Consider the following 26,657-nt stretch of genomic DNA (forward strand, 5'->3'; position numbering starts at 1 on the left):
CGAAACAGCCGGGTATCCCGGCTGTTTTTGCATCTTCCGCTGGTTTAGCCGGCCAGATGTTCGGCGTGAAAGCGCAGCTGCTCTTCGATAAAGCTGGCAATGAAGTAATAGCTGTGGTCATAACCGGGATGGCGATGCAGCTGTAGCGCATGGCCACCGGCACGGGCAGCATTTTCCAGCGCTTCCGGCTTGAGCTGTTCGGCCAGAAAGTTGTCAGCCAGACCAATATCCACTCGCAGCGGCGGGATGTGTGCCGCCTGCTCCAGCACATGGCAGGCATCCCACGCTAGCCACTGGCTGCGCTCCTCGCCCAGATAGGCGGCAAAGGCTTTCTGTCCCCACGGTACATTTACCGGATTGGCAATCGGGCTGAAGGCCGATACCGATGCATAGTCCTGCGGCCGCTTGAGTGCGCAGATCAGCGCGCCGTGGCCACCCATGGAGTGGCCGGCAATGGCTCGCCGCTGGCTTACCGGAAAGTGCGCCTCGATCAAGGCCGGCAGCTCGCGGCTGACATAGTCGTACATCTGGTAGTGACGATTCCACGGTGCCTGGGTGGCGTTGAGGTAAAAGCCTGCGCCCTGACCCAGATCGTAGGCCGGGTCATCGGCCACGCCTTCGCCGCGCGGGCTGGTGTCCGGAGCCACGATGGCCATGCCCAGCTCGGCGGCAATACGCTGCGCGCCGGCTTTCTGCATGAAGTTTTCGTCGGTGCAGGTCAGGCCGGACAGCCAGTACAGCACCGGCACCTTGTCACCCCGTGCCGCCTGCGGCGGCAGATAGATGGCAAAGCGCATGCGGCAGCCCAGCACGGCGGAGTCGTGCAGGTATTGCTTGTGCCAGCCACCAAAGCACATGGTGCTGCTGATGTTTTCCAGATTCATTTCCGTCTCCCGAATAAGCCGGGCCTGCCACAGGTGCAGCCCGGCCCGGTGGTGCTTGGGGCGGCCAACAAGCAGCCTGGCGTCAGCGCAGCAAGGCGCGACGGTGCAGGCCATCTGTCAGCGGACTAGGAACAGGCTCTTAGTCCTTGCTGTAGTGGATGACGGAACGAATACTCTTGCCCTCATGCATCAGCTCGAAGGCGGTGTTCACTTCTTCCAGCGGCATGGTGTGGGTGATGAAGTCGTCCAGGCGGAATTCGCCCTTCAGGTAACGCTCGACATAGGTCGGCAGTTCCGAGCGGCCACGCACGCCGCCAAAGGCGGAGCCGCGCCATACCCGGCCGGTCACCAGCTGGAAGGGACGGGTGGAGATTTCCTGGCCAGCACCGGCCACGCCGATGATCACCGACTCGCCCCAGCCCTTGTGGCAGCACTCCAGCGCGGAGCGCATCACATTAACGTTGCCGATGCATTCAAAGGAGAAGTCCACGCCGCCATCGGTCATTTCCACGATGACATCCTGGATCGGCTTGTCGAACAGCGTGGGGTTGATGCAGTCGGTCGCCCCCAGTTTTTTCGCCAGCTCAAACTTGCTGTCGTTGATGTCGATGCCGATGATGCGGCTGGCCCCGGCCATGCGCGCACCGATGATGGCCGACAGGCCGATGCCGCCCAGGCCGAAGATGGCCACGGTATCGCCGGCCTTCACCTTGGCGGTGTTCACCACCGCACCCATGCCGGTGGTCACGCCACAACCCAGCAGGCACACTTCTTCCAGCGGCGCCGCCTTGTTCACCTTGGCCAGCGAGATTTCCGGCAGCACGGTGTATTCGGCAAAAGTGGAGGTGCCCATGTAGTGATAGATGGGCTGGCCGTCCTTGGAGAAGCGGGTGGTGCCGTCCGGCATCAGACCCTTGCCCTGGGTGGCGCGGATTTTCTGGCACAGATTGGTCTTGCCGGACTTGCAGAACTTGCACTCGCCACATTCCGGCGTGTACAGCGGAATCACATGGTCGCCCACCGCCACGCTGGTGACGCCTGCGCCCACCGACTCGACAATGCCGCCGCCCTCATGCCCCAGGATGCAGGGGAAGATGCCTTCCGGGTCGGCTCCGGACAGGGTGTAGGCATCGGTATGGCACACGCCGGTGGCCACCAGCTTCACCCGCACCTCGCCCGCCTTGGGCGGGGCGACTTCCACTTCCTCGATGGACAGCGGCTGGCCGGCGGCCCAGGCTACGGCGGCCTTGCACTTGATGATGTCTTGACTCATGGGATTCTCCTGATGGGTGGCCAGCGGCATCCCGCCCGGCAAGGGACGGCTGTCGGCCGGTCCGGTGTCTCGGGGCTGGCATGCAGCAGCAAACCGCCATTGTATTGGTGTCTGTTTGCGAGATAATCTGGTCAATTGGTAAATGATTTTTTCCGTGGAGTAATAATGGCGACATGGCAAGGGGTGAGCGAATTCGTCAGCGTGGCCGAACTGGGCAGTTTTACCCGCGCCGCACGGGCGCTGGACCTGTCGGTGGCGCAGGTCAGCCGCGAGGTGACCCGGCTGGAACAGCGGCTGCACGTGCAGCTGCTATACCGCACCACCCGCCAGCTGACCCTGACCGAAAGCGGCCGCCTGTATCTGCAACATTGCCGGCAGTTGCTGGACGGGCTGGACGAGGCCGAACGCGCCTTGTCCTTGCACCAGGCCGTGCCACAGGGGCGGCTCAAGCTCACCGCCCCGGTAGCCTATGGCGAGAGCCATATCGCGCCCTTGATCACCGGCTTTCTGCAACGCTACCCGGCGCTGGACATCCAGCTCAATCTCACCAATCAGGTGCTGGACCTGGTGGCCGAAGGCTACGATCTGGCCATCCGGCTGGGGCATCTGGCCGAATCCAGCCTGATGGCACGCCGGCTGGCCAGCCGCCGTCAGCATGTGTGCGCTGCGCCGGCCTATCTGCAGCGCCATGGCCTGCCCAACAGCTTGTCCGAGCTGGATGGCCACAACTGCCTGCTGGGCAGCAATGACTTCTGGCATTTGCAAGAAGGCAACAAGCGCCGCCTGCTGCGGGTGAAGGGCAGCCTGCGTTGCAATAGCGGCCACGCCCTCACCCATGCCGCCCTGCAGGGTGTGGGTATCGTGCAATTGCCGGACTACTATGTGGCGCGCCATTTGCACAGTGGCGCACTGGTGGAGCTGCTCACCGCCTATCGCGAGCCGGACGAGGGGATCTGGGCGCTGTATCCGCACAACCGCCAGCTCTCGCCCAAGGTGCGCATGCTGGTGGATTACCTGGCCGAGTGCCTGCCTGCTGTTAATCCCTTGCCACCGGTGGCTGGCGGACAAATATCGCCATCGCGCTGAAACCCCGGGCCGCTTTGCCGTATCATGCCGGCATTGCCGCCGGCCTGTTGCCGGGCGGCGCTCTGCATGCAAGGCCCTGATGATGCTGACCCGGCAAATCCCCCGCGAAGAAATCAAAACCATGCCCCTGTTTCCGGCGCTGACGCCGGATCAGGTATGCATGCTGGACAACCCGGAAGCCTTGGCGGCTGCCCTGCCGGATTTGCTGGCGGCGCCCTTGCTGGGTTTTGATACCGAATCCAAACCGACCTTCCGCAAGGGCGAGGAGTCGGACGGCCCGCACCTGATCCAGCTGGCTGACAGTCAGCGCGCCTGGCTGGTGCCGGTGGTCAAGGGCGTGTTGCCGGACGAGATCAAGACATTGCTGGCCGATCCGGCACGCCCGCTGGTGGGTTTCGATCTGGTGTCCGACCGCGCCCTGCTGAAAAGCCGGCTGGGGGTGGAGTGTGGTGGACTGATCGATCTGGGCAACTTGCTGCCCTCCGAGGACGCCCGCATTACCGTGGGGGCGGTGCAGGCGGTGGCGCGGCTGTTTGGCCAGTACTTCCGCAAATCGAAAAAACTGTCCACCACCAACTGGTCGCGCCTGCCCTTGAGCCCGGCGCAGCAAGCCTATGCCGGCAACGACGCCTGGGTGGCACTGCGGGTGTATCAGGAACTGCAGCAGCGCGGCCTGCTGCCGGATGCTGCAGCATGAGCGACTGGACCCGTGCCTTTACCGCGCTGGACGGGCTGGATGACGCCAGCCGCCAGCTGTTGCAGCTACAGAGCCATGCGCTGAGCGCGCCAGAAGGCACGGTGCTGTTCCGCGAGGGCAGCCCCTGCCAGGCCTATCTGTTTGTGCAGCAGGGGCAGATCCGGGTCCAGAAGCTGGGCGAAAACGGCCGCGAAATCACCCTGTACCGGGTGGAAGCGGGTGAAACCTGCATTGTCACCACCGCCTGTCTGATGAGCGGCAAGGATTATGATGCCGAAGGCGTGGCGGAAACCGCCATCCAGGCGCAGGCGCTGCCGATTCCGGCCTTTCGCCAGTTGCTGGCCAGCTCGGCTGCCTTTCGCGATTTCGTGTTCCGCGCCTATGGCAGCCGCATTGCCGACCTGCTGTTGTTGATTGAAGAGGTGAGTTTTGGCCGCATCGACCAGCGACTGGCCGCCTGCCTGCTGCAGCGTGCGCGTGGGCAGTTGGTGCTGAGCCTGACTCATCAGGAACTGGCCGCCGAACTGGGCAGCGCCCGCGAAGTGATCAGCCGCCAGCTCAAGGACTTCGAACGCCGTGGCTGGATTCAGCTGGGCCGTGGCCAGCTGCAATTGCTGGATAGCAGCGCCCTGCAGCAACTGGCCGGCAAATAAGCGCCCACTGTGGTTTTTGCGGCCGTTTTGTCCCAGCTGGTGCCGCTGTGTGATCTAGTCACTGAAGCGGCTTGCCGCAAGGCCTAGTCTCTCCTCATCGCCATCTGCATGGCCCCAACCTGAGGAGAAGCACATGTCCCCGAATGTAGGCGGTATCGACCGCACCCTGCGCATTGTCATCGGCATCGCCCTGATCATCGCCACCGTGGCCGGCCTGTTGCCGGTGTGGGGCTGGATTGGCATCGTGCCGCTGGCCACCGGGCTGATTGGCTGGTGTCCGGCCTATCTGCCCTTCGGCATCAAGACCTGCAAGCTCAAATAACACGATCTGCGATACTCGGGTGATCCTGCGTTGAAATGTCGTTCAAAATGCTCATGGACTCCATGTCCATTCCGCTTTTTCACGCCATTTCGCCTTGTCTGACCCTTCGTTCGCTAGATCGTGGATGGCTCCAGGACCGCCAATCGGCTGATACCGCCCGAATGGCCGTAGCCGGTGGCATGGTGTAGCCTGACAGCCTTGTTTTCATCGGGTCTGCCCATGTCTGCCACACCACCTGCCCGCCCCCTGTTGCAACGCATCAGCCCCTTGCTGGGGCTGCTGCCCTTTGTCCGCCCCTATCGCCGCCGCGCCCTGCTGGCCTTGCTGGCGCTTACCGTGGCCGCGGTCTCCACCCTGGTATTGCCGATGGCCTTCCGGGTGCTGATCGATCAGGGCTTTTCCAGCCGTAATGCCGGCCATATCAACCAGTATTTCCTCATGCTGTTCGGCGTGGCCGTGGTACTGGCGCTGGCCACCGCCGGGCGCTTTTACCTGGTGTCCTGGCTGGGTGAACGGGTAACTGCCGATGTGCGCAGCGCCGTCTATCGTCACGTCATCAGCATGAGTCCGCAGTATTTCGAAACCACCCAGACCGGCGAGGTGCTGTCGCGCCTCACCACCGACACCACGCTGGTGCAGACGGTGATCGGCACCAGCCTGTCGATGGGCCTGCGCAATGTCTTGCTGATGCTGGGCGGGCTGGTGATGCTGGGCATGACCAGCCCCAGCCTCACCGGCTACATCCTGGTGACGCTATTGCTGGTGGTGCTGCCCATCGTGCTGTTTGGCCGTCGGGTACGGGCGCTGTCCAAATCCAGCCAGGACCGCATTGCCGATTCCAGCGCCATGGCCGGTGAGGTGCTCAATGCCATCCCCACCGTGCAGGCCTTCAACCAGCAGGCACAGGAAGCCGGCCGCTTTGTCGGCTCGGTGGAACTGAGCTTTGCCACGGCGCTGGCGCGTATCCGCGCCCGCTCCTTGCTGACGGTGGCGGTGATCATGCTGATCTTCGGTGCCATCGTGTTCGTGCTGTGGCTGGGTGCGCAGCAGGTATTGGCCGGACAGATGAGCGGCGGCCTGCTGGCGCAGTTCATCCTGTATGCGGTGGTGACGGCCGGTGCCATCGGCGCGGTGGCCGAGGTGTGGGGCGATGTGCAGCGCGCCGCTGGCGCCACCGAACGGCTGATGGAACTGCTGCAGCTGACCTCGCCGGTGACCGAAGCGGCCCAGCCGCATGCCTTGCCCATGGCTGGTCGGCTGCGTTTGCAGCAGGTGAGCTTTGCCTATCCTTCGCGGCCGGAGCAGCCTTCGCTCAGCCAGATTGATCTGGAACTGGCTCCCGGCGAGCATGTGGCGCTGGTGGGCCCCTCCGGTGCCGGCAAGTCCACGCTGTTCCAGCTCTTGCTGCGTTTCTACGACCCGCAACAGGGTGCAATCAGCCTGGGCGGCGTGGACATCCGCCAACTGGCCCTGGCCGATTTGCGCCAGCATATCGGCGTGGTGCTGCAGGATTCGGTGATCTTTGGCAGCAGTGCGCTGGAAAACATCCGCTACGGCCGGCCCGGTGCCAGCGATGAAGAAGTGTTCGCTGCCGCCCGTGCCGCCGCCGCCCACGATTTCATCCAGGCGCTGCCGCAAGGCTATGCCACCTATCTGGGCGAGCGCGGCGTGCGTCTGTCCGGCGGCCAGCGCCAGCGCATCGCCATTGCCCGCGCCATCCTGAAAAACCCGCCCATCCTGCTGCTGGACGAAGCCACCAGTGCGCTGGATGCCGAATCCGAACAGCTGGTACAGCAGGCGCTGGAACGTGCCGCGCACAATCGCACCACGCTGGTGATTGCCCACCGCCTGGCCACGGTGAAAGAGGCCGACCGCATCGTGGTGCTGGAAGGGGGACGTATCGTGGCGCAGGGCCGGCATGATGAGCTGCTGCACAGCTCGCCGCTGTATGCGCGGCTGGCGGCCTTGCAGTTCGGCCCCGAGGCGGGAGCCTTGCCGGCATGAGCGAGGCGGCCGAGGGCGACGCCGGGCTGACCCGGGCCGTGGTGGAGCGCTACCACCAGGCGTGGAAGCAGCGCCGGCTGGAGGACATTCTGGCGCTGTACCACCCGCAGGTGAGTTATCACGACTTCCTGCAGAACCGGGTGTTCCGGCTGGCCGAGCTGCGTGACTACGTGCAGGCGTCCCTGCCACAGGGCGAGGCCGAGCGGCTGGAGCACTGCGACCGCATCCGCGTGGATGGCGATACCGCCTTCATCCAGTACCAGCTGGTGTTGCGCGGTAGTGGCGGGCTGGCTTCCTTTCAGAGCAGCGAAGCCATTAGCGTGCGCGACGGGCTGATCTGGCGCGTGCGCGAATATGCCACCCTGCAACACGGCAGCAAGGCTGGCAGCGGCGCGACCAGCCAGCGCAGTCCGCTGCAAAGGCTGGGCCTGTCGGCACGCCAGCTGGGGCGCATGGCGGAAGACCTGCACAGCTATTTCCGTCTGCAGCAGCCTTATTTGCAGGCCGACTGCAATCTGGCGGCCGTGGCCAGCGCCACCGGCTACAGCCGCAACCAGCTGTCCTATCTGCTCAACCAGGTACTGGGGCAAAGCTTTTACCGCTACGTCAATCAGGCCAGGCTGCAGCATCTGCTGGCCAGCCTGCCCGCCGCCGACAGCATGGCGCGCATCGACCAGCTGGCCTTTGCCGCCGGCTTCAATTCGCTATCGGTGTTCTACCGCTGTTTTCGCGACCATACCGGCCTGACCCCCGCCACCTGGCTGCGGCGTTTTCCGTGCGGGTCCGCACAGACGACCAGCCAGCCGGACAAGGACTAAGCTGCAGGCTTCTTGCATGGAGGCCTGCCGATGGGCGCAACACACAATATCAGCCTGTGGATGGAACAGCTGGGCGACAGCCTGCAGCCGCGCCCGGCGCTGCACGGCGATATCGAAGCCGATGTCGCCATTGTCGGTGCCGGCTTTACCGGGCTGTGGACGGCTTATTACCTGAAACAGCAGGCCCCGGATCTGAACATCGTGGTGCTGGAAGCCGAGATCGCCGGCTTTGGCGCATCCGGCCGCAATGGTGGCTGGGTGATTGGCGAGGTGCTGGGCGAAGACCGGCTGCTGGCCGGGCTGGACCCGCTCGCCCGCAGCCATAGCCGCGCACTGCTGCATGACATTCCCGACGAAGTGGGCCGGGTCATCGCCCGCGAAGGCATTGACTGCCACTATCGCAAGGGCGGGGTGCTGTACTGTGCCGCCCGCTATCCCGAGCAGGAAAGCCGGCTGCGCCAGCAACTGGTCGACTGGCGCGCCCATGGCCACGGCGAGGAAGACTATCGCTGGCTGGAGGTGGCCGAATTGAACCAGCAGCTGCGTCTGGCCACGCCGTATGGCGCGGTGTTTTCGCCCCATGTGGCCACCATTCAGCCGGCGCGGCTGGTACGTGGCCTCGCCGCCTGTGTCGAAGGCATGGGGGTGGCCATCCACGAACAAAGCCGTGTCGACACGCTGCGTGCCGGCGAGCTGCGCACCGCCCACGGCCGGGTGCGGGCGCGCTGGGTGGTGCCGGCGGTAGAAGGCTATGCCAGCACCCTGCCGCCGTTTGGCCGTTATCAGTTGCCGGTGCAAAGCCTGATCATCGCCACCGAACCCTTGTCCGAGGCGCTGTGGCAGGAAATCGGACTGGAACACGGCCAGGCCTTCAGCGAAAACAGCCGGCAGGTCAGCTATGGCCAGCGCAGCCGCGACAATCGGCTGGTGTTTGGTGCCCGTGGCGGCTATCGCTTTGGTGGCCGGCTGCGGCAGAACTTCAATCTCAGCCCGGACGAAATCAATCTGCGCCGCCAATTGATGGTGGAGCTGTTTCCCATGCTGGCCGGGGCGCGCATTACCCATGGCTGGGGCGGCAATCTGGGTGCGGCACGGCGTTTTCAGCCCCATATGGTGTGCGATGCCGGCCACGGTCTGGCCTGGGCCGGTGGCTATGGCGGTGAGGGCGTGGGTGCCAGCAATCTGGCTGGCCGTACCCTGGCCGAGCTGATGCTGGGCAAGGACACACTGCTGACCCGCCAGCCCTGGGTAAAAACCGTGGCCAGCCTGGGCCGCTGGGAGCCGGAGCCACTACGTTGGCTGGGCTACAACGCCATCATCAAGAGCTTTGTCTGGGAAGACCAGACGCTGAACAACCCCGCCAGCCCGCCATGGCAGCGTCGGCTGGTGCAGCGGCTGGCCGACCGGATGGAAAGCCTGATGCGCTAGCCAGCACCGCCCCTTGCCACAAGGCCAGACCATTTACAGTGAGTGCCAGCTAACAGGAGAAGCATCATGTCGATTACCCTGCTGCCGCAATGCGGCGCGCTTCCGCTATCCGCAGCCAGCCCGGTGGCCATGCCGCTGAGCTTGCCGCACGCGGCCACCCGCGTGCATGCCGTCGAGCGCCCGGACGGCGTGGAAACCGGCGTGTGGGAATGCAGCCCCGGCCGCTGGCGGCGCCAGATCATGCAGGCGGAGTTTTGCCACTTTATCCAGGGGCGTTGCCGCTTTATCCCCGATGATGGGGAGGCCATCGACATTCGCGCCGGCGATGCACTGTTTTTTCCCGCCAATAGCGCGGGGGTGTGGGAGGTGACGGAAACCGTGCGCAAATCCTATGTGCTGTGGCCGGACTGAGAACAAGCGCAGAAGCCGCGGTAGCGGCGATAAGGACGACGGCATGTCGCGGTGGACGGGGTAGCGGGGCTTGGCCTAAACTGGCCGCTCTCCCCTCATGGCTGCTGCATGCCGAAGCAGAATCCCGTGTTCAATACTGCATCAGACCAGCCGCTCGCCTTGCCAGGCCGCTGGCGGGTCACCATCCCCAAAGCACTGTGGCCGGAATTTGAAGGCTATATCTGGCAGCATCATCGCGGTTTCCTGCTGCTGACCAATATCATCGCCGCGCTGGCATTTTTCTCTTATGTGCTGGCCGATTCCCTGCTGATTCCTGACATGGCGCAAGCATCACTGCTGCTGCGCGCTGCCCTGTTGCTGGTGGCCTTGCTGGATATCTGGCTGGTGTTTGGCCGCAGCCGCAACGTCCTGCTGATGGACCAGCTGATGCCGCTGCACGACCTGATTGCCACCGTGGCCTGGTTCGAGCTGCTCAAGCGCAGCCACTCGCCGGATGTGCCCACTTTTCTCTATGCCTCGCTGATTTTCATCGTGTTCGCCAATCTGGGCGTGCGGGTGTCGTTCAAGGGTGCGCTGGCCAGCTCGCTGGCCATTTCACTGGTGATCATGGGCAATGTGGCGCTGATGAACCCGCAGGACAGCAAGCCGCTGCTGGTGTTCTCGCTGGTCTACCTGCCGGTGCTGCTGTTCTGCCTGTTCATGAGCTGGAATACCACCAGCAGCGTGCGGCTGGCTTTTTATGCCTCACGGGAAGAAGCAAGGTGCAAGAACGAACTGTCCTCGCTGAACCGGCGGCTGCAAATGCTGGCCTCCACCGATGCGCTCACCCAGGTGGGCAACCGCCGCGCCTTTGATCTGCAGCTGGAGCAGCTCTGGCTGCAGATGGGCCAGCATGGCCGGCCCTTTGCCCTGCTGCTGGTGGATATCGATTTTTTCAAACCCTATAACGACCACTATGGCCATCTGGCAGGCGACCATGTGCTGGCCGAGGTCGCCAGCGCCATGGTGGGCAGCCTGCGCAGCGGGCAGGCCAGAGCGTTCCGCTATGGCGGCGAAGAGTTTGCCATCCTGCTGCAAAGCGGCCATCAGGACGAGCTGCAGCACATCGCCCAGCGCCTGCTGCAGCAGGTGGCGGCCTTGCAGGTAGAACACCGCCACCGCCCGGACGGGCTGCCGCATCTCACCATCAGCGTGGGTGCGGCCTTGTCCAGTCTGCCGGGCTTGCGCCACGCCACCGACCTGCTGGCCTGCTGCGACCGCATGCTGTATCGCGCCAAGCAGCAGGGGCGCAACCAGCTGCAGCTGGCGACGGATGCCATGGCGGTGGGCAGCGACTGAGCGCCGCCTGGCGTCAGTCTTGCGGCTGTCCTCCGGCCCTTTGCAGCACCGCACCCAACAGCACATCGGCCCCCATGCGGACGTCGTGTGGCAGCGCGTCTTCCGCCTCGTTGTGGCTGATGCCGCCCACGCAGGGGATGAAGATCATGGTGGTAGGACAGTGCCGTGCCAGATGGATGGCGTCGTGGCCGGCACCGCTGACAATCTCCTGATGCGGATAGCCCAAGGCCGTTACCGCCTGCTGCACGGCAGCGATGCAGTCGCGGTCGAACGGCGTGGCGGCGCTGAACCAGTGCTGCTGGATGTCGACCGTCAGGCCGCGCGCCGCTGCCAGTTCCTGCAGTACGGCGCGGGCGCGTTGCTCCATGGCCGCGATCTGCGCGTCCTGATGGTGGCGCAGGTCGATGGTGAAGTGGACCTGGCCGGGAATGGTATTGCGCGAGGAGCCGGGAATGGCCAGCTGCCCCACGGTCACCAGCCCGTGCGGGCTGAATTCACCGGCCAGCTGTTCCAGCCGGCTGATCATGGTGCTGGCTGCAAACAGGGCATCGCGGCGCAGGGCCATGGGCGTGGTGCCGGCGTGGGCCGGGCTGCCGGTGACCAGCACATCCAGCCAGCAGATGGCCTGGCCGCCCGTCACCACCCCGATGGGCAGGCCGGCCTGTTCCAGGATCGGCCCCTGTTCGATATGGGCTTCGAAATAGGCATCAAACGCCCGGCCCAGCGGCAGGTTGCCGGCATGGCCGGCCAGCGCGGTGGCCACGCTGATGCCCTGTGCGTCTTCTGCGGCCAGGGCCTCGTCCAGCGGCAATACACCGCAAAACGCCGCCGAACCCAGCATGGCCGGAGTGAAGCGCGCGCCTTCTTCATTGGTCCATACCGCAATTTCCAGCGGCTTGTCGGTGGTGATGCCGGCATCGTTCAGGCTGCGTACCACTTCCAGCCCGGCCAGCACACCATAGATGCCGTCAAAGCGGCCGCCGGCCGGCTGGGTATCCAGATGGCTGCCCATCACCACCGGCATGGCTTGCGGGTCGCGGCCGGGGCGGCGGGCAAACAGGTTGCCGATGGCATCGGTGTCCAGGCTCATGCCGGCCTGGTGGCACCAGTCGGCAAACAGGGCGCGGCCGGCGAAGTCTTCCGCCGACAGGGCCAGCCGGCAATTGCCGCCTGCTGTGGTGGGGCCGACTTTGGCCATGTCCATCAGGCTATTCCATAAGCGTGGACCATTCACGGTCAGCATTGTCGTTCTCCTCAATTGTTTGTGTTTGTTTACGCGGCGGGGCTTCAGTAGCCCAGCGCCGGATCGGCGCGATGCAGCAGGGCTGCGCCTGCGGCCAGCCGCCGGGTGTTTTCTGCGATCTGGCTGGCAATGCAGCGCGCCGAGGCGGCCGAAGCCATGTGCGGCGTGACGGTGACGCCCGGCGTGCGCCACCACGGGTGAGCGGCTGGCAGCGGTTCCTGTTCGAACACGTCGAGCAAGGCCGCGCGCAACTGGCCACTGCCGAGGGCTGCTGCCAGATCCGCAGCCGCCACATGCTGGCCACGGCCGCCATTCACCAGCACTGCGCCGGGGGCCAGTGCGGCAAACAGCTGGCTATCCAGCAGTCCTGCGGTGGCGGTGGTCAGCGGCAGCAGATTGATCAGCAGATCCAGCCCGGCCAGGCAGTCCTGCAAGCCGCTGTCGCCGTGGTAACAGCCCACCCCGGCCAGCGTCTTGGGGCTGCGCGACCAGCCGCGTACCGCATAGCCGGCCCCGGCCAGATCCTGTGCCACGGCGCTGCCCATCGAGCCCAGTCCCAGCACGCCCACCCGGTATGCGCTAGCGGGGCATTGCGGCGGCCGCTGCCAGCGCGCCTGGCGCTGGTTGGCCAGCACCAGGTCGAAATGACGCTGATAGTGGATGACTGCCCAGCGCATGAACTCCACCATGCCCTGGCGCTGTTCCGGGTCCACCACCCGGCACACCGGCACGGCCGGCAAGCCGCCGGCTGTGTCCAGGTGCTCGATGCCGGCGGAGACCGAATGGATCAGCCGCAGCCGGGGCAATGCCTGCAAGCTGCCTGCTGGCGGAAACCAGCAGGCGGCAACTTCCGCTTCGCTGGCACCCGCCTCGTGCGCTTGCAGCACGCACAGTGCGGGTGCCACCTGGGCAAAGGCCTGGCGCAGCGCTTCGATCAGTTCGGCATCGTCGGTGAGTAGCACCACCGTGCTCATGAGGCATAGCTTTGCTGTTGATCGGCAATCAGCGACAGCGCCGCCTGCCAGCCCAGGGCGATGATTTCTTCTTCATCGCTACGGGCGAACTGGGCCGAGGTGTGCTGGCGCACCGCCTCGCTGGGGTAGTGCAGCTGTGCGCCGCCAGCCATGGCCTGTACCTGTGCCTGACAGGCGCGCTCCAGGAAGTAGATTTCGTGGAAGGCTTCGGCCACCGAGCGGCCACCGGCCAGCAGGCCGTGGTTGCGCAGGATCAGCGCCTTGTTGTGCGGGCCGAGGTCGGCCACCACCCGTTCGCGCTCTTCCAGCGACAGGGCAATGCCCTCGTACTCGTGGTAGCTCAGCCGGCCGTAAAACTTGAGCGCATGCTGGGTAATCGGCAGCAGGCCATGTTCCTGTGCCGACACCGCCATGCCGGCTGCGGTATGGGTGTGTACCACGCAGTGCAGGTCGGGCCGGGCCATGTGCACGGCAGAATGGATGACAAAGCCTGCCTTGTTGACGCGCTGCACCTCACCGTCACCGCCCACCACATTGCCATGCTGGTCGATGCGTACCAGGTCGGAAGCACGCATGTGCTGGAACAGCACGCCGTAGCGGTTGATGAGGAAATGATGCTCGGGGCCGGGGATGCGCAGCGAAATATGGGTGTCGATCATGTCCGTCATGCGGAAATGGGCGATCAGCCGGTACAGCGCTGCCAGCTCGCAACGCGCCTGCCATTCTTCAGGGGAAAATCGGGCCGCTTGATTCATGAGGTTCTCCAGGGGTTAACGGACAAAGACCAGCTCGGGGGGTGTGCTCTGCCGCCGCAGGCGGGCCAGCCCGGCCACGCCGACAAAAGACACCAGGGACAACAGTGAGAAGAACAGCGCCAGCGGCCACCATTCGCCGGCAAAGCGGCTGGCCAGCCAGGTGCCGATCAGCGGCGTGGTGCCGCCGGCCAGGGCGCAGATCAGCTGGTAGGCCAGCGAAATGCCGGAATAGCGCAGCCGCACCGGAAAGGCCTCGACCATATAACCGGCAATCACCGCATACAGGCCGGACAGGGTGACCACCGCCATGGCGATGCCCACGGTCATCAGCAGGATGTTGCCGGTTTGCACCAGCAGGAACATGGGATAGGGCAGCACCACGCACAGCAGGGAGACGATCTTGAGGAAGCGCCCCTCGCCGATCTTCTCGGCCAGCAGCGCGGAACAGGGCTGCGACAGGAATTGCAGGATGGTCACCAGGAACAGCGTGTCCAGAATGGTGGAACGGGCAATGCCCTGATACTGGGTCACATAGGTGATCATGAAGGTGTTGGTGAAGAAGAAGCCGGCCGAGCCAATGGTGACGGCGGCGGCGGCGAACAGGATTTCACGCCAGCAATCGCGTATCACTTCCAGTACCGGATATTTCGCCGTGCTTTGTTCGGCCTGTACGGCCTTGAATTCCGGCGACTCGTCCACGCCGATGCGGATGGCCAGGCCCACGCACATCAAGAGGCCGCTGGCCAGAAAGGGCAGGCGCCAGCCCCAGCTGAGAAAGTCGGCCTGATCCAGCGAGGTGACCAGCCGGAAGGCGATCAGCGACAGAATCAGCCCGGCCGGGCTGCCCAGCTGGGCAAACGAGGCATAGAAGGTTTTGCGCTTGGCCGGTGCGTGTTCGCTGGCCATCAGCACGGCCCCGCCCCACTCGCCACCCACCGAAATGCCCTGGATGAAGCGCAAGGCCACCAGGCCAATGGGCGCCCAGATGCCGGCACTGGCATAGCTGGGCAACAGGCCGATGCCGGCGGTGGCCACGCCCATCAGCATCATGGTGAACAGCAGCATTTTCTTGCGCCCCAGCCGGTCACCCAGATGGCCGAACACCATCCCGGCCATGGGGCGGGCGATAAAGCCGACGGCAAAGGTGGCAAAGGCCGCCAGCGTGCTCAGCGTGGGGTCGCTGCTGGGGAAAAACACCTGGCCCAGCACCAGGGCGGCAGCGGTGGCATAGATGTAGAAATCGTAAAACTCGATGGTGGTGCCGATGAAGGCGGCCGCCGCGGCTCGGCGCGACTGGCTGGAGGCTTGTGACATGGGGGATTCCTCTTTTTTGTAGATACGTGTTCGAGATCGGGTGACATGCACGTCGGTCTGCGCTCTGTTGGCGCGGTGAGGGTTTATCGCATGGGCATTACCATTAGTAAAATTATCAAAATTGAAGCTTAAAATAAGCAGAATTAATGAGTAACAGGAGGGCTGAACATGGCAAAAACAACAGGGACAACCCAGGCCAACATGACAGCAGGACGGCGTTTTCTGAGCGACAGGCTGGATTGGAATCTGCTACGGACTTATCTGGTAATCGCCCAGGAAAGCAGCATCAGCCGGGCTGCTGCCCGCCTGCATGTCACGCAGTCGGCGGTGAGCCAGGCCTTGAAACGGCTGGAAGAACAGTTGCAATGCACACTGATACTGCGGCAGGGGACGCGCTTCGCGCTGACGGAAACCGGCGATGAAATCTTCCGCATTGCCAGCGACATCTACGGCAATGTGTCGCGGCTGAGTGCCGCGCTGGAAAGCCGCAGCGAGGACATGCTGGGCAAGGTGCGCATACTGTGTGCCACCGGGCTGGAGGTGGCCGGCTACGATGCCTATCTGGCCCGTTTTCACCAGCAGTACCCACGGGTGGAACTGGAAGTGGAAGTCATGCGCAGCGCCGACATCATCAGCGGCCTGCTGCAAAAAACCGCCACCCTGGGGTTGGGCCTGTGCCGCCTGCCGCAGGCACGGCTGGAGCGGCGCTGTCTCATCACCCAGCGTTATGCGTTTTACTGTGGCCGCAGCCATCGCTTGTTCGGCCGCAGCGATCTGACGCTGGAGTCATTGCAGGGGCAGGATTTTGTCAGCTTCATCAGCGACCAGATTGGCGGCAACCTGTCGCCGCTGACCATCTTCCGCGACCAGCAAGGCTATACCGGCAAGATCATTGCGGCATCATCCAGCCTGGAAGAAGTGCGGCGGCTGGTACGCGCCGGCTTTGGCATCGGCAGCCTGCCGGAACACGTGGCGGCCCGCGATGTGGCACAAGGCGAGCTATGGCGGCTGCCGCCAGCCGCAGGCATTGCCGATCTGGATCTCTATCTGCTGTGGAACCGGGAGCAGAAGCTGGGTACGGCGGAAAGCGTATTTCTGGAGGGGCTGCAGCGCTGCTTGCCAGGGCTGGAAGAAAAAGACGGCAGTTGACGCGCGACCAACCGGCAGCTGGCGGCAAAGATTGCCTGCCGGCGGCAAGATTGGCGTCAAGAGATGTAAAGCAATGATAAGAAAAGAAAAATCGGCTCGATAAAAGGCTGGTATGGATATTGCAGTAGCCGGGCATCCCCTGCCGGGCTTGCTGGCTTGTGCCGGGACCATCCAGATACCACCACCAGACCGCCAGGAGTCCAGCAAGATGGCCATGCCGATTTCACCCGCCAGCAGCTATGGCAGCACTATGCCCAAAACCATTAGCAGCAGTCGTCCGGCACCCGCGCCGGCACCGTTCACCCCCACGCCGGCGACAGAACAACCGGCCAGCCTGGGCGGCAATGTTGGCTCGCTGATCAATACCAAGGCCTGAGTCAGCCGCCCGGCCGCGCCCTGAGCACGGCCCGGGACGGCTGCACCATCACACCTGGTAGCGGGCGAGAATATCCGCCTGCTGTCGCGCCATCTCATCCAGCTGGGCGGCATTCTGCGCCGTATGCTGGGCTGCCGCGCTGGCCTCTTCCGAAGCCTGCGCCGTTCTTTCCACCATGGCGGCAATATTGTTGCTGGCCTCGCCCTGCTGCTGGATGGCGGCGGCCACGGCATCGCTGCCCTGTACTGCACCGCCGGCCAGTTCGCCGATACGACGCATGGCCACCGCCGCCTGATCGGCGCGGGTGACGCCCACTTTCACCAGCTCTTCCGCCTTTTGCATCTGGGCGGTGGCCTGGCCGGCATTGCCCAGCATGGCCTCGATGGTGGAGGAAATCTCCTGGGTCGACTTGGTGGTGCGCTCGGCCAGCTTGCGTACCTCGTCGGCCACCACGGCAAAGCCGCGGCCTTGTTCGCCGGCGCGGGCGGCCTCGATGGCGGCATTGAGCGCCAGCAGATTGGTCTGGTCGGCAATATCGCGGATCACATTGATCACGGTCGCCACCTCGCCGCTGTGTGCTTCCATCTCGTGAATGCTGCTGGCCGACACGGTTACCACCTGGGAAATCTGGTGAATGTCGTGGATGGTCTGTTCGATGATGCCGCTGCTGTCTTCGACCAGCGTCTGCGCCGATTTGGCCCCGGCGCTTTGCTCGGCCGACTGCTCGGCCACATGGTTGATGCTCACCGTCATCTGCTCGATGGTGGCGGCGATATTGGCCGAGGCCTCGCTCTGCGCACCAGAGGCCATCGACACCTCGTTGGCGGTTTGTGCCAGCTCTTGCGACGAGCGCTTCACCTGATGCGCGCCATCGGCCAGTTGGCCAAACGCCTGTTGCAGGCCATCCAGCAGCTGGTTGAAGGCACGGGCAGTCAGGCCGATTTCATCCTGGCTGCTGCTGTCGGCGCGCAGGCGGAAATCCCGCTGGCTGCTGACCGCCTCGATGGTGTGCTGGATGGAGCCCAGCCCGTGGCTGATGGTGCGGTACAACAGCAAGGCCAGCGCGCCGGTCACCAGCAGCGCCAGCGCCATCAGCCCCAGTGCCACGGCAAATACGGTCTGGTAAGTGCGGTCGTTGTCGGCCGCCAGTTGCTCGGCCAGCCGGTAATTGAACTTGGCATGCTGTTCTACTGCCTGCATCAGCTGAGTGGCGGTCTGGGCAAATTCGTTATTGGTCAGCGCTACCGCCTGTTCGGTCTGATTGCTGCGCGACAAGGCCAGAATCCGGCTGCGTCCCTCGCGATACTGCACCATCATCGCCTTGTCTGCGGCCAGCAGCTGGCGGTCTTCGTCGCTGGCGCTTGCATTGATCTGATAGGACTCCATCAGCGTGTCAAAGCGCTGGTCGGCATCGGCCAGGTTTTTTTCAGCCAGCGCTTTTTGCTCGGCCGTGGTGGCCAGCACATGGCGCAAGGTATTGGCACGGATATCTGCCACCGCCCGCAGGGTTCCCTGCATGACTTTCAGATCGGGAAAGGTACTGTTCCGCACATATTCGAAGCGCTGCTGCCCGTCATGCAGCGCGTGAATGGCATAGCCACCAACCAGCAACATGCTGGCCAGCGCAATCGACAAAGTCAGCAATAATTTTTTCGTGATGTTCATGATTTATCCCGAAATCAAAAAAGTAGTGACGGCTGGCCAGGTATAACGCATGTGCATAGCACCAGCTAAATCGTTTCAGCTTAGATAGTAGGGTAATTTTCAGCCATTTTAAAAGTGATCTTTACAAATATTTCGATTATGAAAATGACATTTTTGTTAAGTAAACAGCAGCGATAAGCCCTGGCAGGATCAGCCAGCAGTCGGTATGGGCTTCGCTAGCCGAGGCTGAGCGTCTGCCATCATCGGGCAGCGAGCCGGCCTGGGACTTGCGCCATATCAGTTACTACTTATTTTTTAGCGATAGTCAGGGTTGTGCGTGGCAAACACCTGGGTAGTGCTTGAAAAGCAAACAGGCCTGCCAACTCAGCAGACCTGTTGTCGTGTCAAGGCACGCAGCTGCCTGACGGGAGCAGAGCGCTCTAGTTGAATGGCGTCGGGCGCGGGGTGTTATTGCTGGATGCCGGCAGAATCGGCAGCACGACCTGCGGTTGTTTGCCGGTAAGGGTATGCAGGAAGGCGACAATATCGCCTATTTCCTGCTGGTTGAAGGCGCGGCCCAGTTGCAGCTTGCCCATGGTGGACACCGCGGCTTCCAGTGTCGGGGCGCCTGCATCGTGGAAATAGGGCGCGCGCAGTGCCACATTGCGCAAGGACGGGACCTTGAACGACATGCGGTCGGCATCGTTGCCGGTTACCCCCGCCCGGCCCTGGGCCGGATTGCTGGTCTGATACGGTGTTACCAGGCCCATTTTCTGGAAGGAATTCCCCCCCACGGCGGGGCCGTTATGGCAGGCCACACAGCCGGCGGTCTTGAACGTCTGGTAGCCGCGCAGCTCCTGCGTGTTCAGCGCCTTCTTGTTGCCCTTCAGCCACTGGTCAAAGCGCGAATCCGGCGTGACCAGGGTTTCTTCAAAGGCGGCAATCGCCTTGGTTACCTGTTGCATTGAGACATTGCGGTTGCCGAACACCTTGTCGAATTCATTGACGTAGGCCGGCATCGAACGCAGCACATCCAGCGCCAGCACATGGTTGGACGCCATTTCCTTGGGGTTGGCAATCGGGCCGCTGGCCTGCTCTTGCAAGGACTTGGCACGGCCATCCCAGAACTGGGCCAGGTTCAGGCTGGAGTTGAGCACCGAAGGTGAGCGGATAGGCCCTTGTTGCCAATGGTCGCCAATCGAGGACGTGAGATTGTCACTGCCGCCGGTGGACAGGTTGTGACAGGAATTACAGGAAATGAAACCGGATTTGGACAGGCGCGGTTCAAAAAACAGTTTTTTGCCCAATTCCACCATGGCCGGATTCTTGATGACTGGCTTGGGAATGGGCTGAATAGGTTCACTCTGAATACTGGGCGCAGCACTGGCAGATATTGCCAGCCACAGCGGAAACATCATGCCGATATATTTGATGAATTGCATTGCCATCTCCATTTGCGGTTGAAAAATGATTGTTGCGCGTAGCGAATCGAAAAATTTCATGGTGTGTCGGCAAATGTTCCGTGTAGCTGAATTATTCTATTGCGTCTTTTAAAACAGGCCATGGCGTATTTCATGGGATGGTCGGGATAATTGTGGGAGTTATCCCGTCATAAAACAGTATGAAATAAAGCCGCATACACGATGATTAATGCGTTGCCATGGTTGAGTGCCAAGATGGGGCAGTTTGAGATCGGCTGATTTGTCGCAGATCAAATAGCGCAAATCAAAATGCTGGTAGGTAAATTGATATTTTCAATTCATTTGATAGCCAAAAAATATCAGCATGCTTTATTTGGCAGCCGGAATATCCCCAGACCATTGCAGGGCAATGCCCGTGGTATAGATGGCTGCAGGAGAATGAACAGAATGGCAGTGCAGGTATTTACCACAGCAGGAATGCCGGGCAGGGCAGGTAAGGGCAGGGCAGGCGACATGCCAGGATCTGGCATGAGGAAGGGCGTAGCAGGAATTATTTAAAGAAAAACATGAAACCCAGCGTGAGCAGGATAAGCAGGCACAGCATGCTGATGCCGCACATTTGCTCGATGATGGCATCCATACAAACCATCATCCAGCGCGCAGCCTTGCTGCTGCTGCCCTTGCCGGAGACAGGGTGCAGCAGCGGTCTGGATATATTTCTTTGCCTGAAGGAAAACATTTCTTGAATACTCTTAACAATAATTGCCACAAGACAATAATTGTTAAATTAAAGCAAATCAAGATATTAGACAGTAAATAAGGTGTTAAGTAATGAAAATAACCATATGGCATTGTTTGGCTGGCTGGGATGTGCCGTGCCGGATTGCCAAGGCAAGCCGGTCTGGGGGAGGCCCAGAACAAGGCTCCAGGCAAGCACTTGCCCAGTTCTGCAGCGACGCTCCCGGAAAGGCATCATCCCTGCGCCAAAGCCAGTAGGGCTGGCTGCTCTGCAGCATGCTGGACGGCGTGGACCACTTACCCCGCCATCAGCACTCGCCCAGCCTGGGCTGATGGCGTTGCCTGTCGCTTTTTACCGCTTGTTCATGCTCGTAGCTCACCAGAATATTCATCAGCATGGTGGTCATGGCGGGTGTCAACATGGAAAAGCGCTGCGACCGGTAAGCTGCACTGATGGCGTGAAACAGCGTGCGGCTTTCGCCGGATAACTGACGCAGATCGCCCAGGGTAAACAGGCGGACATCGTAGCGAGAGCCCATCAGCAGCCAGAAACCCGCCAGCATGGCACCGTCCCGGCTGCCATCCATTGCATTGATCCGAGCCAGAATTTCGCTTTCCGTCATGTCCGCACCACCCTTTCTTCAAGAAGCCTGGGCATTGCTCATGCCGCCGCCGGCATGGCAGGGGCGACCGGCGGCAAGCTGCTGCTGGCGGCAATGCCCAGCGTCAGCATGGCGGGGTTCATGCTGTCCACCATGGTGCTGGGAATCAGGATGGTGGTTCCCCGCTCCTTGGTGGTCTCGTAAATGATGTTCATCGCCCGCAACTGCAAAGCCCCGGGCTGCTGCTGATAGATGCGGGCCGCCGCGACAAACTGGCCGGCAATTTCCGCTTCGGCTGCGCCCAGAATGATGCGCGCCTGCTTTTCGCGCTCGGCCTGCGCCTGACGGGACATGGCATCCTGCAAGGCTACCGGGATGGCCACATCGCGGACTTCCACCGAGCTGACGGTAATGCCCCACTCGCTGGTTTTCTGGCCGATGTCCGTGCACAGCTGCTGGTCCGCCGCCCGCCGGTCCGACAGCAAGGCGGCCAGCATGGACGAACCAATCATCTCGCGCAAAGAGGTTTGGGCGACACGGTCGATGGCTTGCTGGAAGTCGGTAATCGCCAGCGCGGCTTTCTGCGCATCGTGCACATGCCAGAAGATGACGGCGTCTACATTGACCGGCACCGTGTCGCGCGTCAGGGCCTGTTCGGCGTTGAAGGCGGTGGTCTGGATGCGCTCATCGATGATGGCGACCACGCTGTCTATCACCGGCAGGATGACAAACAGGCCCGGGCCGCGCACCCCCTGCAGCTTGCCGGCGCGAAGCACCACGAATTTCTGCCAGGTATTGGCCATTTTGAGCGACATGCCCGTCACCATGCCGGCCAGCCAGAAGATAGCCGCCAGCCAGGTGCTACCCAGCATGCCGATGCCGGCACCCGTGGCCAGCAGGCATAGAACAATGAAAAAGGTAATGGGGTTCACGCTGATGCTCCTGCATGGATACCGGCTATGCGCCGAAGGCAACCGGACGGGACATCATCAGGGAAGTGGCAGCGGCTGTCGGTGCTGCAGCATACATAGCGGGCAGATTCGCCGCCGGCGGCAAGCGGGTGGTCCGTGAGCTAGCGTTCTTGCCGCAGCGACGGCATGTTTTCCCATCTGCGTTCCTGCTGCCAATGCAGCATCCAGGCGCTGACGGCACTGGCCGGCATGGGGCGGGCGATGGCATAGCCCTGGCAGTAGTGGCAATCCAGCTGCAACAGCATGGCACCATGCGCCAGGGTTTCCACCCCCTCGGCAATCACTTCGCGGTTGAATGCTCGCGCCAGCCGGATGATGCTGTCGACGATATTGCGGTCTTCCGGACTGTTCAGCATGTTGCTGACAAAGCTCTGGTCAATCTTCAGCATGTCCACCGGCAGATTGCGGAAATAGGACAGCGAAGAATAACCGGTACCAAAGTCGTCCAGCGCAAAGCGGATGCCATGTGCGCGGCAAGTCAGCAGCGTCTGTATCGACTGGGCCACCTTCTCCAGCGCTGCCGTTTCCAGCAATTCCAGCCCCAGCTGTGCCGGCGACAGCAGTGGAAAGCGCGCCAGTTGCTGCAGCAGCTTGTCGGCAAAGTCTTGCTGCTGCAGCTGGCTGGCACTGATATTGATGCTGACATCCAGCACCATGCCTTGCTGCCGCCAGTGTTCCATTTGCTGCAGCACCTGGCTGACCACCCATTGGCCCAGCACCAGTTCGGCACTGCTGCCTTCCAGCACTTGCAGGAAATTTTCCGGGGTCAGCAAACCCAGCTCCGGGTGTTGCCAGCGCAGCAAGGCTTCCAGGCCGGTCACCCGGCCATCGCGCAAGTCGACCTTGGGCTGGTAGTACAGCAGCAGCTCGCCCTGTTCCAGCGCGCTGGTCAGCCGTGACAGCTGGTGGTGGTATTCCCGTATCAGTTGATCCTGGGCCAGATCGTAATAGTGGTAGCGGTTTTTGCCGGATTGCTTGGCCAGATACATGGCCTGGTCGGCATGGCGCAGCAGGGTGTCATTGTCGGAATCGTCATACGGATAAACCGTTACCCCGATGCTGGCGGTAATCCGCACCAGGCGGCCGGTCAGCAACTGCGGCGTGCCAACGGCCTGCAGCACGCGATCCAGCACCTGGCGGTACTCTGCGTCGTCGGCCAGGTCGGTCAGCAGCAGCACGAATTCATCGCCCCCCAGCCGGGCAATGATGTCATTGGCCCGCAGCGCCAGGCGCAGCCGGTCGGCGGTATCCACCAGCAACTGGTCGCCGGCCTCGTGTCCCAGGCTGTCGTTGATCGGTTTGAAGCCGTCCAGGTCCAGATAACATACCGCCAGGTGCTTGCCGGTGCGCTGCGCCCGTTGAATGGCCAGATTCAGCCCCTCGGTCAGCAGGCGCCGGTTGGGCAGGCCGGTGAGCAAATCGTAATTGGCCATGCGGGTCAGCTCGTCTTCTTTCTGCTTGAGCTGGCTGATGTCGGAAAAGAAGCCGATATAGTGCCGTGCGCGACGGCAGGCACCGGGGGGTTCTCGCAGCAAGGTCAGAAACAGGCGTGCCGGATAGGATGAACCATCGCGGCGCAGGCAGCTCAGCTCGCCGTGCCAGCTGCCGTCCCGGCGCAGTGCGCGCAGCCACGACCTGGGCTGCAAGCCGTCCACGCCCTTGCTGGCCAGCATGGCCACCCGCAGGCCAATGCTTTCGCTGGCGGTAAAACCGGTGATGGCGGTAAATGCCGGGTTGATGTCGACAATGCGCATGGCCCCATCGGTGATGACAATGCCTTCGTGGCTATGACTGAACACGCAGGCGGCCAGCCGCAGCGCTTCGTTGGAATGCGTCAGTTCTTCGTTCTGCATTTCCAGTTCGATCTGGTGCACTTGCAGCTCGTGCAGCAGGCGTAAGGGATCTGGCGTCCCGTGCAAATGGGCCGGCATGGCTTGCAGCCGTTGCTCGGCACGCTGGCGCAAGGTGGCGGCGTCTTGTTTTGCATGGGGCTTGACCATCAGCGCTTACTCCAGGTGTTGTTGCAGGCGTGCTTCCAGGCTGGCGATCTCCGTCGTGTCGATAAAAGTGATCACGATGCCGTCAATCACGTTATCCAGTCGGCGATACGGCATGATGCGTACGCGGTACCAGCGGCCACTGCGGCTATGCACCCGTTTTTCGGCAAAGACCAGGGTTTGCAGCACCTTGGCGGCATCGTCCAGCAAGCGGGGGTATTCCAGCTCGCCCCGGATGTCGGACAAAGGGCGGCCGATATCGCCGGGAATGAACTTGAACAGCGCGGTGGCATGGCTGGTAAAGCGTCGCAGCCGCATCTCGCCATCCAGAAACACCGTGGCAATTTCCGTGCTGTTCAGCAGGTTGTTCATGTCATTGCGTTCCCAGGTCAGGTCGTCCAGCTTGGCCTGCAGCTCGGCATTGATGGTTTGCAGTTCTTCGTTCAGCGATTGCAGCTCCTCGCGCGAGGTGGTCAGCTCCTCGTTGGTGGCCTGTAGCTCTTCATTGCCGGACTTCACTTCTTCCAGGGCAATCTGCATGTCTTCCTGCATGGAGCGCAGCAATTTGCGGTTTTGCTCCAGTTCCTGTTCCAGCATCAGCTCGCGTTCGCTGACCGACGCGCGGCGTCGTGGCCTGGCCTTGGGCTGCGGTGCTTCGGTAAACACCACCAGCAGCCGGCCTTGCAGCCCTTCTGGCTGGCGGATTAGCTGTACCGTCAGATGAAAGTGGTGTGGCGTGCCAAATCCATCCACCTGCAAATCATTCACCTGCACCAGCTCCACACCGGACTGCACTTGCAGAATGGCGGTATTCAGCGCGCTACCCAGCCCGGCGCGTGCCATGGCATGGATATTCACATTCACCTTGCCGGCGGCGGGCTCCAGGTATTTGCCCACCCGGCCGCTGATATAGAGGATATCGCCGTCGCTATTGATCAGGACGGCAGCAGGGGCGTAATTCTGCTGGATGAGCTGGTCGGTCTGGTATTCAAGGCTTTTTCGATAATCTGGCATTGTTTCTTCAATAGTCAGCAACGATCTGGACTGTGTCCGCAGCGGAAACTCCAGCGTCCGGCTGCGGCTGGCACTGTCGCTACGGGTGAAAATGCGGTTTTTCTTGTCCAACGGTAAAAACAGGTTGGAAAACCGTCCGGTGGTTTCCGCGCTGCCCAGCACCAGAATACCCCGGCTGCACAAGGCGTAATGAAACAGCGGCAGCAGCTTGTCCTGCAACACGGTATCCAGATAAATCATCAGATTGCGGCATGACAGGATATCCAGCCGGGTAAAGGGCGGATCGGAAATGATGTTCTGCGTGGCAAAAACAATCATGTCGCGGATGCCCTTGCTGACCCGGAAGTGATTATCCTCGGCCACGAAGTAGCGTTCCAGCCGCGCGGCCCCCACATCGGCAGCCATGCTGCACGGATAGACGCCACGCCGGGCAAGCTGGATGGCGTCGTCATCCAGATCGGTGGCATAGATTTGCAGGCTGAATTGTCCCGCAGGCTGATGCAATAACAGCGACTCGCGAAACAGGATGGCCAGCGAGTACGCTTCCTCGCCGCTGGAGCAGGCCGGCACCCAGGCGCGCAATGCCTTGCCCGCCGGGTAGAGGGCAAACAGGGCCGGCATGGCCACGTCGCGCAAGTACTCCCACACCGCCGTGTCGCGGAAGAAGCGGGTGACGCCGATGAGCAGCTCCTTGAGCAGCAAGTCGCGCTCTTGCAGATTGGCACGAAAATGCGCGGCATAAGCCTGCAGGTTCTCCAGCTGCAACAGGGCCATGCGCCGCTCAATGCGGCGATTCAGGGTATTGGGCTTGTAGTGGGAAAAATCATTACCGGTATGCTGCAGCAGCAGGCTGATGATTTCGCGCATGGCCTGCTGCGGGTCGGGCAGGGTCTGCCCTGTCCCCGGGTGGTCGTCCAGCCAGCCGGCGCATTGCTCAGCCACCAGCCGGGGCAGCCGTTCCGGTGCGGCCACGAAGTCCACCACGCCACGGTCTATCGCGCTGCGCGGCATGCTGTCGGCGCGGGCGGTTTCCGGGTCCTGGGCAAAGGTCAGCCCGCCGCAGGCCTTGATTTCCTGCATGCCCAGCATGCCATCCGCACCCATGCCGGACAGAAGCACCGCCATGCTGTGCTTGCCCAGCCCGTGCGCCAGCGTGTGAAACAGGTGGTCGATCGGCAGCCGCTGTCCTGCCGCCGGTGGCGACAGATAAAGGCAGCCACGCTCAAAACTCAGGGTTTTGTTGGGCGGAATGACATAAATGCAATCCGGCAGAATCGGTGTGCCGTGACTGGCCTCATGCACGGCCAGGTGGGTATGGCCTGCCAGCAGTTCCGGCAGGATGCTGGCGTAGTCGGGGGCCAGATGCTGGACGATGACCAGCGCCATGCTGTTGCCCGGCACAATGCCGGCCACAAATGCTTCCAGCGCCTCCAGCCCGCCGGCCGAGCAGCCGATGCCAATGATGGCAAGCGGCGGGCAGGCGGGGGGCGCTAGTGGAGATTCCGCATGGAGAGAGTTTTTCATCACGTTTTTCTGTGCAGCACA

At 62.4% G+C, this 26,657-nt stretch carries 25 protein-coding genes; 12 read left to right on the forward strand and 13 right to left on the reverse strand.

The window, feature by feature from the left end; translation table 11 throughout:
• Positions 1-44: 44 nt before the first annotated feature.
• Positions 45-878, reverse strand: a complete 834-nt coding sequence (fghA, locus tag FAZ30_RS05635) for an S-formylglutathione hydrolase (RefSeq protein ID WP_370449676.1) — start codon at positions 876-878, stop codon at positions 45-47.
• A 145-nt stretch (positions 879-1,023) separates the two neighbouring features.
• Positions 1,024-2,157: an S-(hydroxymethyl)glutathione dehydrogenase/class III alcohol dehydrogenase gene (locus FAZ30_RS05640; protein WP_124645355.1), complete on the reverse strand. Its 1,134-nt coding sequence runs from the start codon at positions 2,155-2,157 to the stop codon at positions 1,024-1,026.
• 165 nt (positions 2,158-2,322) lie between these two features.
• Between FAZ30_RS05640 and FAZ30_RS05645 the strand changes: the two genes are divergently transcribed.
• From FAZ30_RS05645 to FAZ30_RS05685, 9 genes are all read left to right on the forward strand, one after another.
• Positions 2,323-3,243, forward strand: coding sequence for a LysR substrate-binding domain-containing protein (locus FAZ30_RS05645; protein WP_124645354.1), 921 nt, complete (start codon positions 2,323-2,325; stop codon positions 3,241-3,243).
• A gap of 121 nt (positions 3,244-3,364) precedes the next feature.
• Positions 3,365-3,940 (forward strand): 3'-5' exonuclease, encoded by a 576-nt coding sequence (locus FAZ30_RS05650; protein ID WP_158613660.1) that lies wholly within the window; start codon positions 3,365-3,367, stop codon positions 3,938-3,940.
• Entirely contained in the window at positions 3,937-4,593 is a 657-nt protein-coding gene (locus tag FAZ30_RS05655; protein WP_124645352.1) for a Crp/Fnr family transcriptional regulator, read from the forward strand. The genes FAZ30_RS05650 and FAZ30_RS05655 overlap by 4 nt, the downstream gene beginning before the upstream one ends.
• Positions 4,594-4,726: 133 nt before the next feature.
• A complete protein-coding gene (locus FAZ30_RS05660; RefSeq protein WP_124645351.1) occupies positions 4,727-4,915 on the forward strand; it encodes a YgaP family membrane protein in 189 nt (62 codons plus the stop codon).
• Between the two features lie 219 nt (positions 4,916-5,134).
• Entirely contained in the window at positions 5,135-6,919 is a 1,785-nt protein-coding gene (locus FAZ30_RS05665; protein ID WP_124645350.1) for an ABC transporter transmembrane domain-containing protein, read from the forward strand.
• Positions 6,916-7,737 (forward strand): AraC family transcriptional regulator, encoded by an 822-nt coding sequence (locus FAZ30_RS05670; protein ID WP_124645349.1) that lies wholly within the window; start codon positions 6,916-6,918, stop codon positions 7,735-7,737. The genes FAZ30_RS05665 and FAZ30_RS05670 overlap by 4 nt, the downstream gene beginning before the upstream one ends.
• Before the next feature lie 30 nt (positions 7,738-7,767).
• A complete protein-coding gene (locus FAZ30_RS05675; protein ID WP_124645348.1) occupies positions 7,768-9,165 on the forward strand; it encodes an NAD(P)/FAD-dependent oxidoreductase in 1,398 nt (465 codons plus the stop codon).
• A 66-nt stretch (positions 9,166-9,231) separates the two neighbouring features.
• Positions 9,232-9,576 carry a cupin domain-containing protein gene (locus FAZ30_RS05680; RefSeq protein ID WP_124645347.1) on the forward strand — a complete coding sequence of 115 codons (345 nt, stop codon included), beginning with the start codon at positions 9,232-9,234 and terminating at the stop codon, positions 9,574-9,576.
• Positions 9,577-9,702: 126 nt separating this feature from the next.
• Entirely contained in the window at positions 9,703-10,914 is a 1,212-nt protein-coding gene (locus tag FAZ30_RS05685) for a GGDEF domain-containing protein (RefSeq protein ID WP_199731098.1), read from the forward strand.
• Positions 10,915-10,927: 13 nt separating this feature from the next.
• Here FAZ30_RS05685 and FAZ30_RS05690 read toward each other — a convergent pair whose 3' ends face one another.
• The 4 genes from FAZ30_RS05690 to FAZ30_RS05705 are packed head-to-tail and all read right to left on the reverse strand — an operon-like array spanning position 10,928 to position 15,200.
• Positions 10,928-12,157: a Zn-dependent hydrolase gene (locus FAZ30_RS05690; protein WP_124645345.1), complete on the reverse strand. Its 1,230-nt coding sequence runs from the start codon at positions 12,155-12,157 to the stop codon at positions 10,928-10,930.
• 44 nt (positions 12,158-12,201) lie between these two features.
• Entirely contained in the window at positions 12,202-13,131 is a 930-nt protein-coding gene (locus tag FAZ30_RS05695; protein WP_124645344.1) for a 2-hydroxyacid dehydrogenase, read from the reverse strand.
• Positions 13,128-13,886 carry a class II aldolase/adducin family protein gene (locus FAZ30_RS05700; protein WP_124645343.1) on the reverse strand — a complete coding sequence of 253 codons (759 nt, stop codon included), beginning with the start codon at positions 13,884-13,886 and terminating at the stop codon, positions 13,128-13,130. The genes FAZ30_RS05695 and FAZ30_RS05700 overlap by 4 nt, the downstream gene beginning before the upstream one ends.
• 15 nt (positions 13,887-13,901) lie before the next feature.
• Entirely contained in the window at positions 13,902-15,200 is a 1,299-nt protein-coding gene (locus tag FAZ30_RS05705; RefSeq protein ID WP_124645342.1) for an MFS transporter, read from the reverse strand.
• Between the two features lie 168 nt (positions 15,201-15,368).
• On the opposite strand from FAZ30_RS05705, the gene FAZ30_RS05710 reads away from it, so the two are divergent.
• The gene (locus FAZ30_RS05710) at positions 15,369-16,349 is read left to right on the forward strand and encodes a LysR family transcriptional regulator (RefSeq protein ID WP_199731097.1); all 981 of its coding nucleotides are present in this window, start codon (positions 15,369-15,371) and stop codon (positions 16,347-16,349) included.
• 112 nt (positions 16,350-16,461) lie between these two features.
• The gene (locus FAZ30_RS05715; RefSeq protein ID WP_124645341.1) at positions 16,462-16,725 is read left to right on the forward strand and encodes a hypothetical protein; all 264 of its coding nucleotides are present in this window, start codon (positions 16,462-16,464) and stop codon (positions 16,723-16,725) included.
• Between the two features lie 48 nt (positions 16,726-16,773).
• Here FAZ30_RS05715 and FAZ30_RS05720 read toward each other — a convergent pair whose 3' ends face one another.
• Positions 16,774-18,390, reverse strand: coding sequence for a methyl-accepting chemotaxis protein (locus FAZ30_RS05720; RefSeq protein ID WP_124645340.1), 1,617 nt, complete (start codon positions 18,388-18,390; stop codon positions 16,774-16,776).
• 419 nt (positions 18,391-18,809) lie between these two features.
• Complete coding sequence (locus tag FAZ30_RS05725) at positions 18,810-19,811, reverse strand: cytochrome-c peroxidase (protein ID WP_199731096.1); 1,002 nt, start codon at positions 19,809-19,811, stop codon at positions 18,810-18,812.
• Between the two features lie 288 nt (positions 19,812-20,099).
• Here FAZ30_RS05725 and FAZ30_RS05730 point away from each other — a divergent pair, with 288 nt between their 5' ends.
• Positions 20,100-20,348 carry a hypothetical protein gene (locus FAZ30_RS05730; protein WP_124645338.1) on the forward strand — a complete coding sequence of 83 codons (249 nt, stop codon included), beginning with the start codon at positions 20,100-20,102 and terminating at the stop codon, positions 20,346-20,348.
• Here the strand turns inward: FAZ30_RS05730 and FAZ30_RS05735 are convergent.
• The 5 genes from FAZ30_RS05735 to FAZ30_RS05755 all read right to left on the reverse strand — a co-directional run bounded on the left by FAZ30_RS05735 (position 20,341) and on the right by FAZ30_RS05755 (position 26,636).
• On the reverse strand, positions 20,341-20,559 hold the full coding sequence (locus tag FAZ30_RS05735) for a hypothetical protein (protein WP_137009014.1): 219 nt from the start codon (positions 20,557-20,559) through the stop codon (positions 20,341-20,343). The genes FAZ30_RS05730 and FAZ30_RS05735 overlap by 8 nt on opposite strands.
• A gap of 277 nt (positions 20,560-20,836) precedes the next feature.
• Positions 20,837-21,151, reverse strand: coding sequence for a hypothetical protein (locus tag FAZ30_RS05740; RefSeq protein WP_124645336.1), 315 nt, complete (start codon positions 21,149-21,151; stop codon positions 20,837-20,839).
• A 38-nt stretch (positions 21,152-21,189) separates the two neighbouring features.
• A complete protein-coding gene (locus tag FAZ30_RS05745; RefSeq protein WP_233578647.1) occupies positions 21,190-22,062 on the reverse strand; it encodes a slipin family protein in 873 nt (290 codons plus the stop codon).
• Positions 22,063-22,202: 140 nt separating this feature from the next.
• Positions 22,203-24,101, reverse strand: a complete 1,899-nt coding sequence (locus FAZ30_RS05750; protein ID WP_124645335.1) for a putative bifunctional diguanylate cyclase/phosphodiesterase — start codon at positions 24,099-24,101, stop codon at positions 22,203-22,205.
• 6 nt (positions 24,102-24,107) lie between these two features.
• The gene (locus FAZ30_RS05755; RefSeq protein WP_137009016.1) at positions 24,108-26,636 is read right to left on the reverse strand and encodes a chemotaxis protein CheB; all 2,529 of its coding nucleotides are present in this window, start codon (positions 26,634-26,636) and stop codon (positions 24,108-24,110) included.
• Positions 26,637-26,657 lie beyond the last annotated feature (21 nt).

It is taken from the genome of Aquitalea aquatilis (assembly GCF_005155025.1).
Classification (GTDB): domain Bacteria; phylum Pseudomonadota; class Gammaproteobacteria; order Burkholderiales; family Chromobacteriaceae; genus Aquitalea; species Aquitalea aquatilis.

Coding starts and splice junctions, on each gene's coding strand:
- FAZ30_RS05640 (WP_124645355.1), bottom strand. CDS start 2,157: ATGAGTCAAGACATCATCAAGTGCAAGGCCGCCGTAGCCTGGGCCGCC.
- FAZ30_RS05645 (WP_124645354.1), top strand. CDS start 2,323: ATGGCGACATGGCAAGGGGTGAGCGAATTCGTCAGCGTGGCCGAACTG.
- FAZ30_RS05650 (WP_158613660.1), top strand. CDS start 3,365: ATGCCCCTGTTTCCGGCGCTGACGCCGGATCAGGTATGCATGCTGGAC.
- FAZ30_RS05655 (WP_124645352.1), top strand. CDS start 3,937: ATGAGCGACTGGACCCGTGCCTTTACCGCGCTGGACGGGCTGGATGAC.
- FAZ30_RS05660 (WP_124645351.1), top strand. CDS start 4,727: ATGTCCCCGAATGTAGGCGGTATCGACCGCACCCTGCGCATTGTCATC.
- FAZ30_RS05665 (WP_124645350.1), top strand. CDS start 5,135: ATGTCTGCCACACCACCTGCCCGCCCCCTGTTGCAACGCATCAGCCCC.
- FAZ30_RS05670 (WP_124645349.1), top strand. CDS start 6,916: ATGAGCGAGGCGGCCGAGGGCGACGCCGGGCTGACCCGGGCCGTGGTG.
- FAZ30_RS05675 (WP_124645348.1), top strand. CDS start 7,768: ATGGGCGCAACACACAATATCAGCCTGTGGATGGAACAGCTGGGCGAC.
- FAZ30_RS05680 (WP_124645347.1), top strand. CDS start 9,232: ATGTCGATTACCCTGCTGCCGCAATGCGGCGCGCTTCCGCTATCCGCA.
- FAZ30_RS05690 (WP_124645345.1), bottom strand. CDS start 12,157: ATGCTGACCGTGAATGGTCCACGCTTATGGAATAGCCTGATGGACATG.
- FAZ30_RS05695 (WP_124645344.1), bottom strand. CDS start 13,131: ATGAGCACGGTGGTGCTACTCACCGACGATGCCGAACTGATCGAAGCG.
- FAZ30_RS05700 (WP_124645343.1), bottom strand. CDS start 13,886: ATGAATCAAGCGGCCCGATTTTCCCCTGAAGAATGGCAGGCGCGTTGC.
- FAZ30_RS05705 (WP_124645342.1), bottom strand. CDS start 15,200: ATGTCACAAGCCTCCAGCCAGTCGCGCCGAGCCGCGGCGGCCGCCTTC.
- FAZ30_RS05710 (WP_199731097.1), top strand. CDS start 15,369: ATGGCAAAAACAACAGGGACAACCCAGGCCAACATGACAGCAGGACGG.
- FAZ30_RS05715 (WP_124645341.1), top strand. CDS start 16,462: ATGGATATTGCAGTAGCCGGGCATCCCCTGCCGGGCTTGCTGGCTTGT.
- FAZ30_RS05720 (WP_124645340.1), bottom strand. CDS start 18,390: ATGAACATCACGAAAAAATTATTGCTGACTTTGTCGATTGCGCTGGCC.
- FAZ30_RS05725 (WP_199731096.1), bottom strand. CDS start 19,811: ATGCAATTCATCAAATATATCGGCATGATGTTTCCGCTGTGGCTGGCA.
- FAZ30_RS05730 (WP_124645338.1), top strand. CDS start 20,100: ATGCTGGTAGGTAAATTGATATTTTCAATTCATTTGATAGCCAAAAAA.
- FAZ30_RS05740 (WP_124645336.1), bottom strand. CDS start 21,151: ATGACGGAAAGCGAAATTCTGGCTCGGATCAATGCAATGGATGGCAGC.
- FAZ30_RS05750 (WP_124645335.1), bottom strand. CDS start 24,101: ATGGTCAAGCCCCATGCAAAACAAGACGCCGCCACCTTGCGCCAGCGT.
- FAZ30_RS05755 (WP_137009016.1), bottom strand. CDS start 26,636: ATGAAAAACTCTCTCCATGCGGAATCTCCACTAGCGCCCCCCGCCTGC.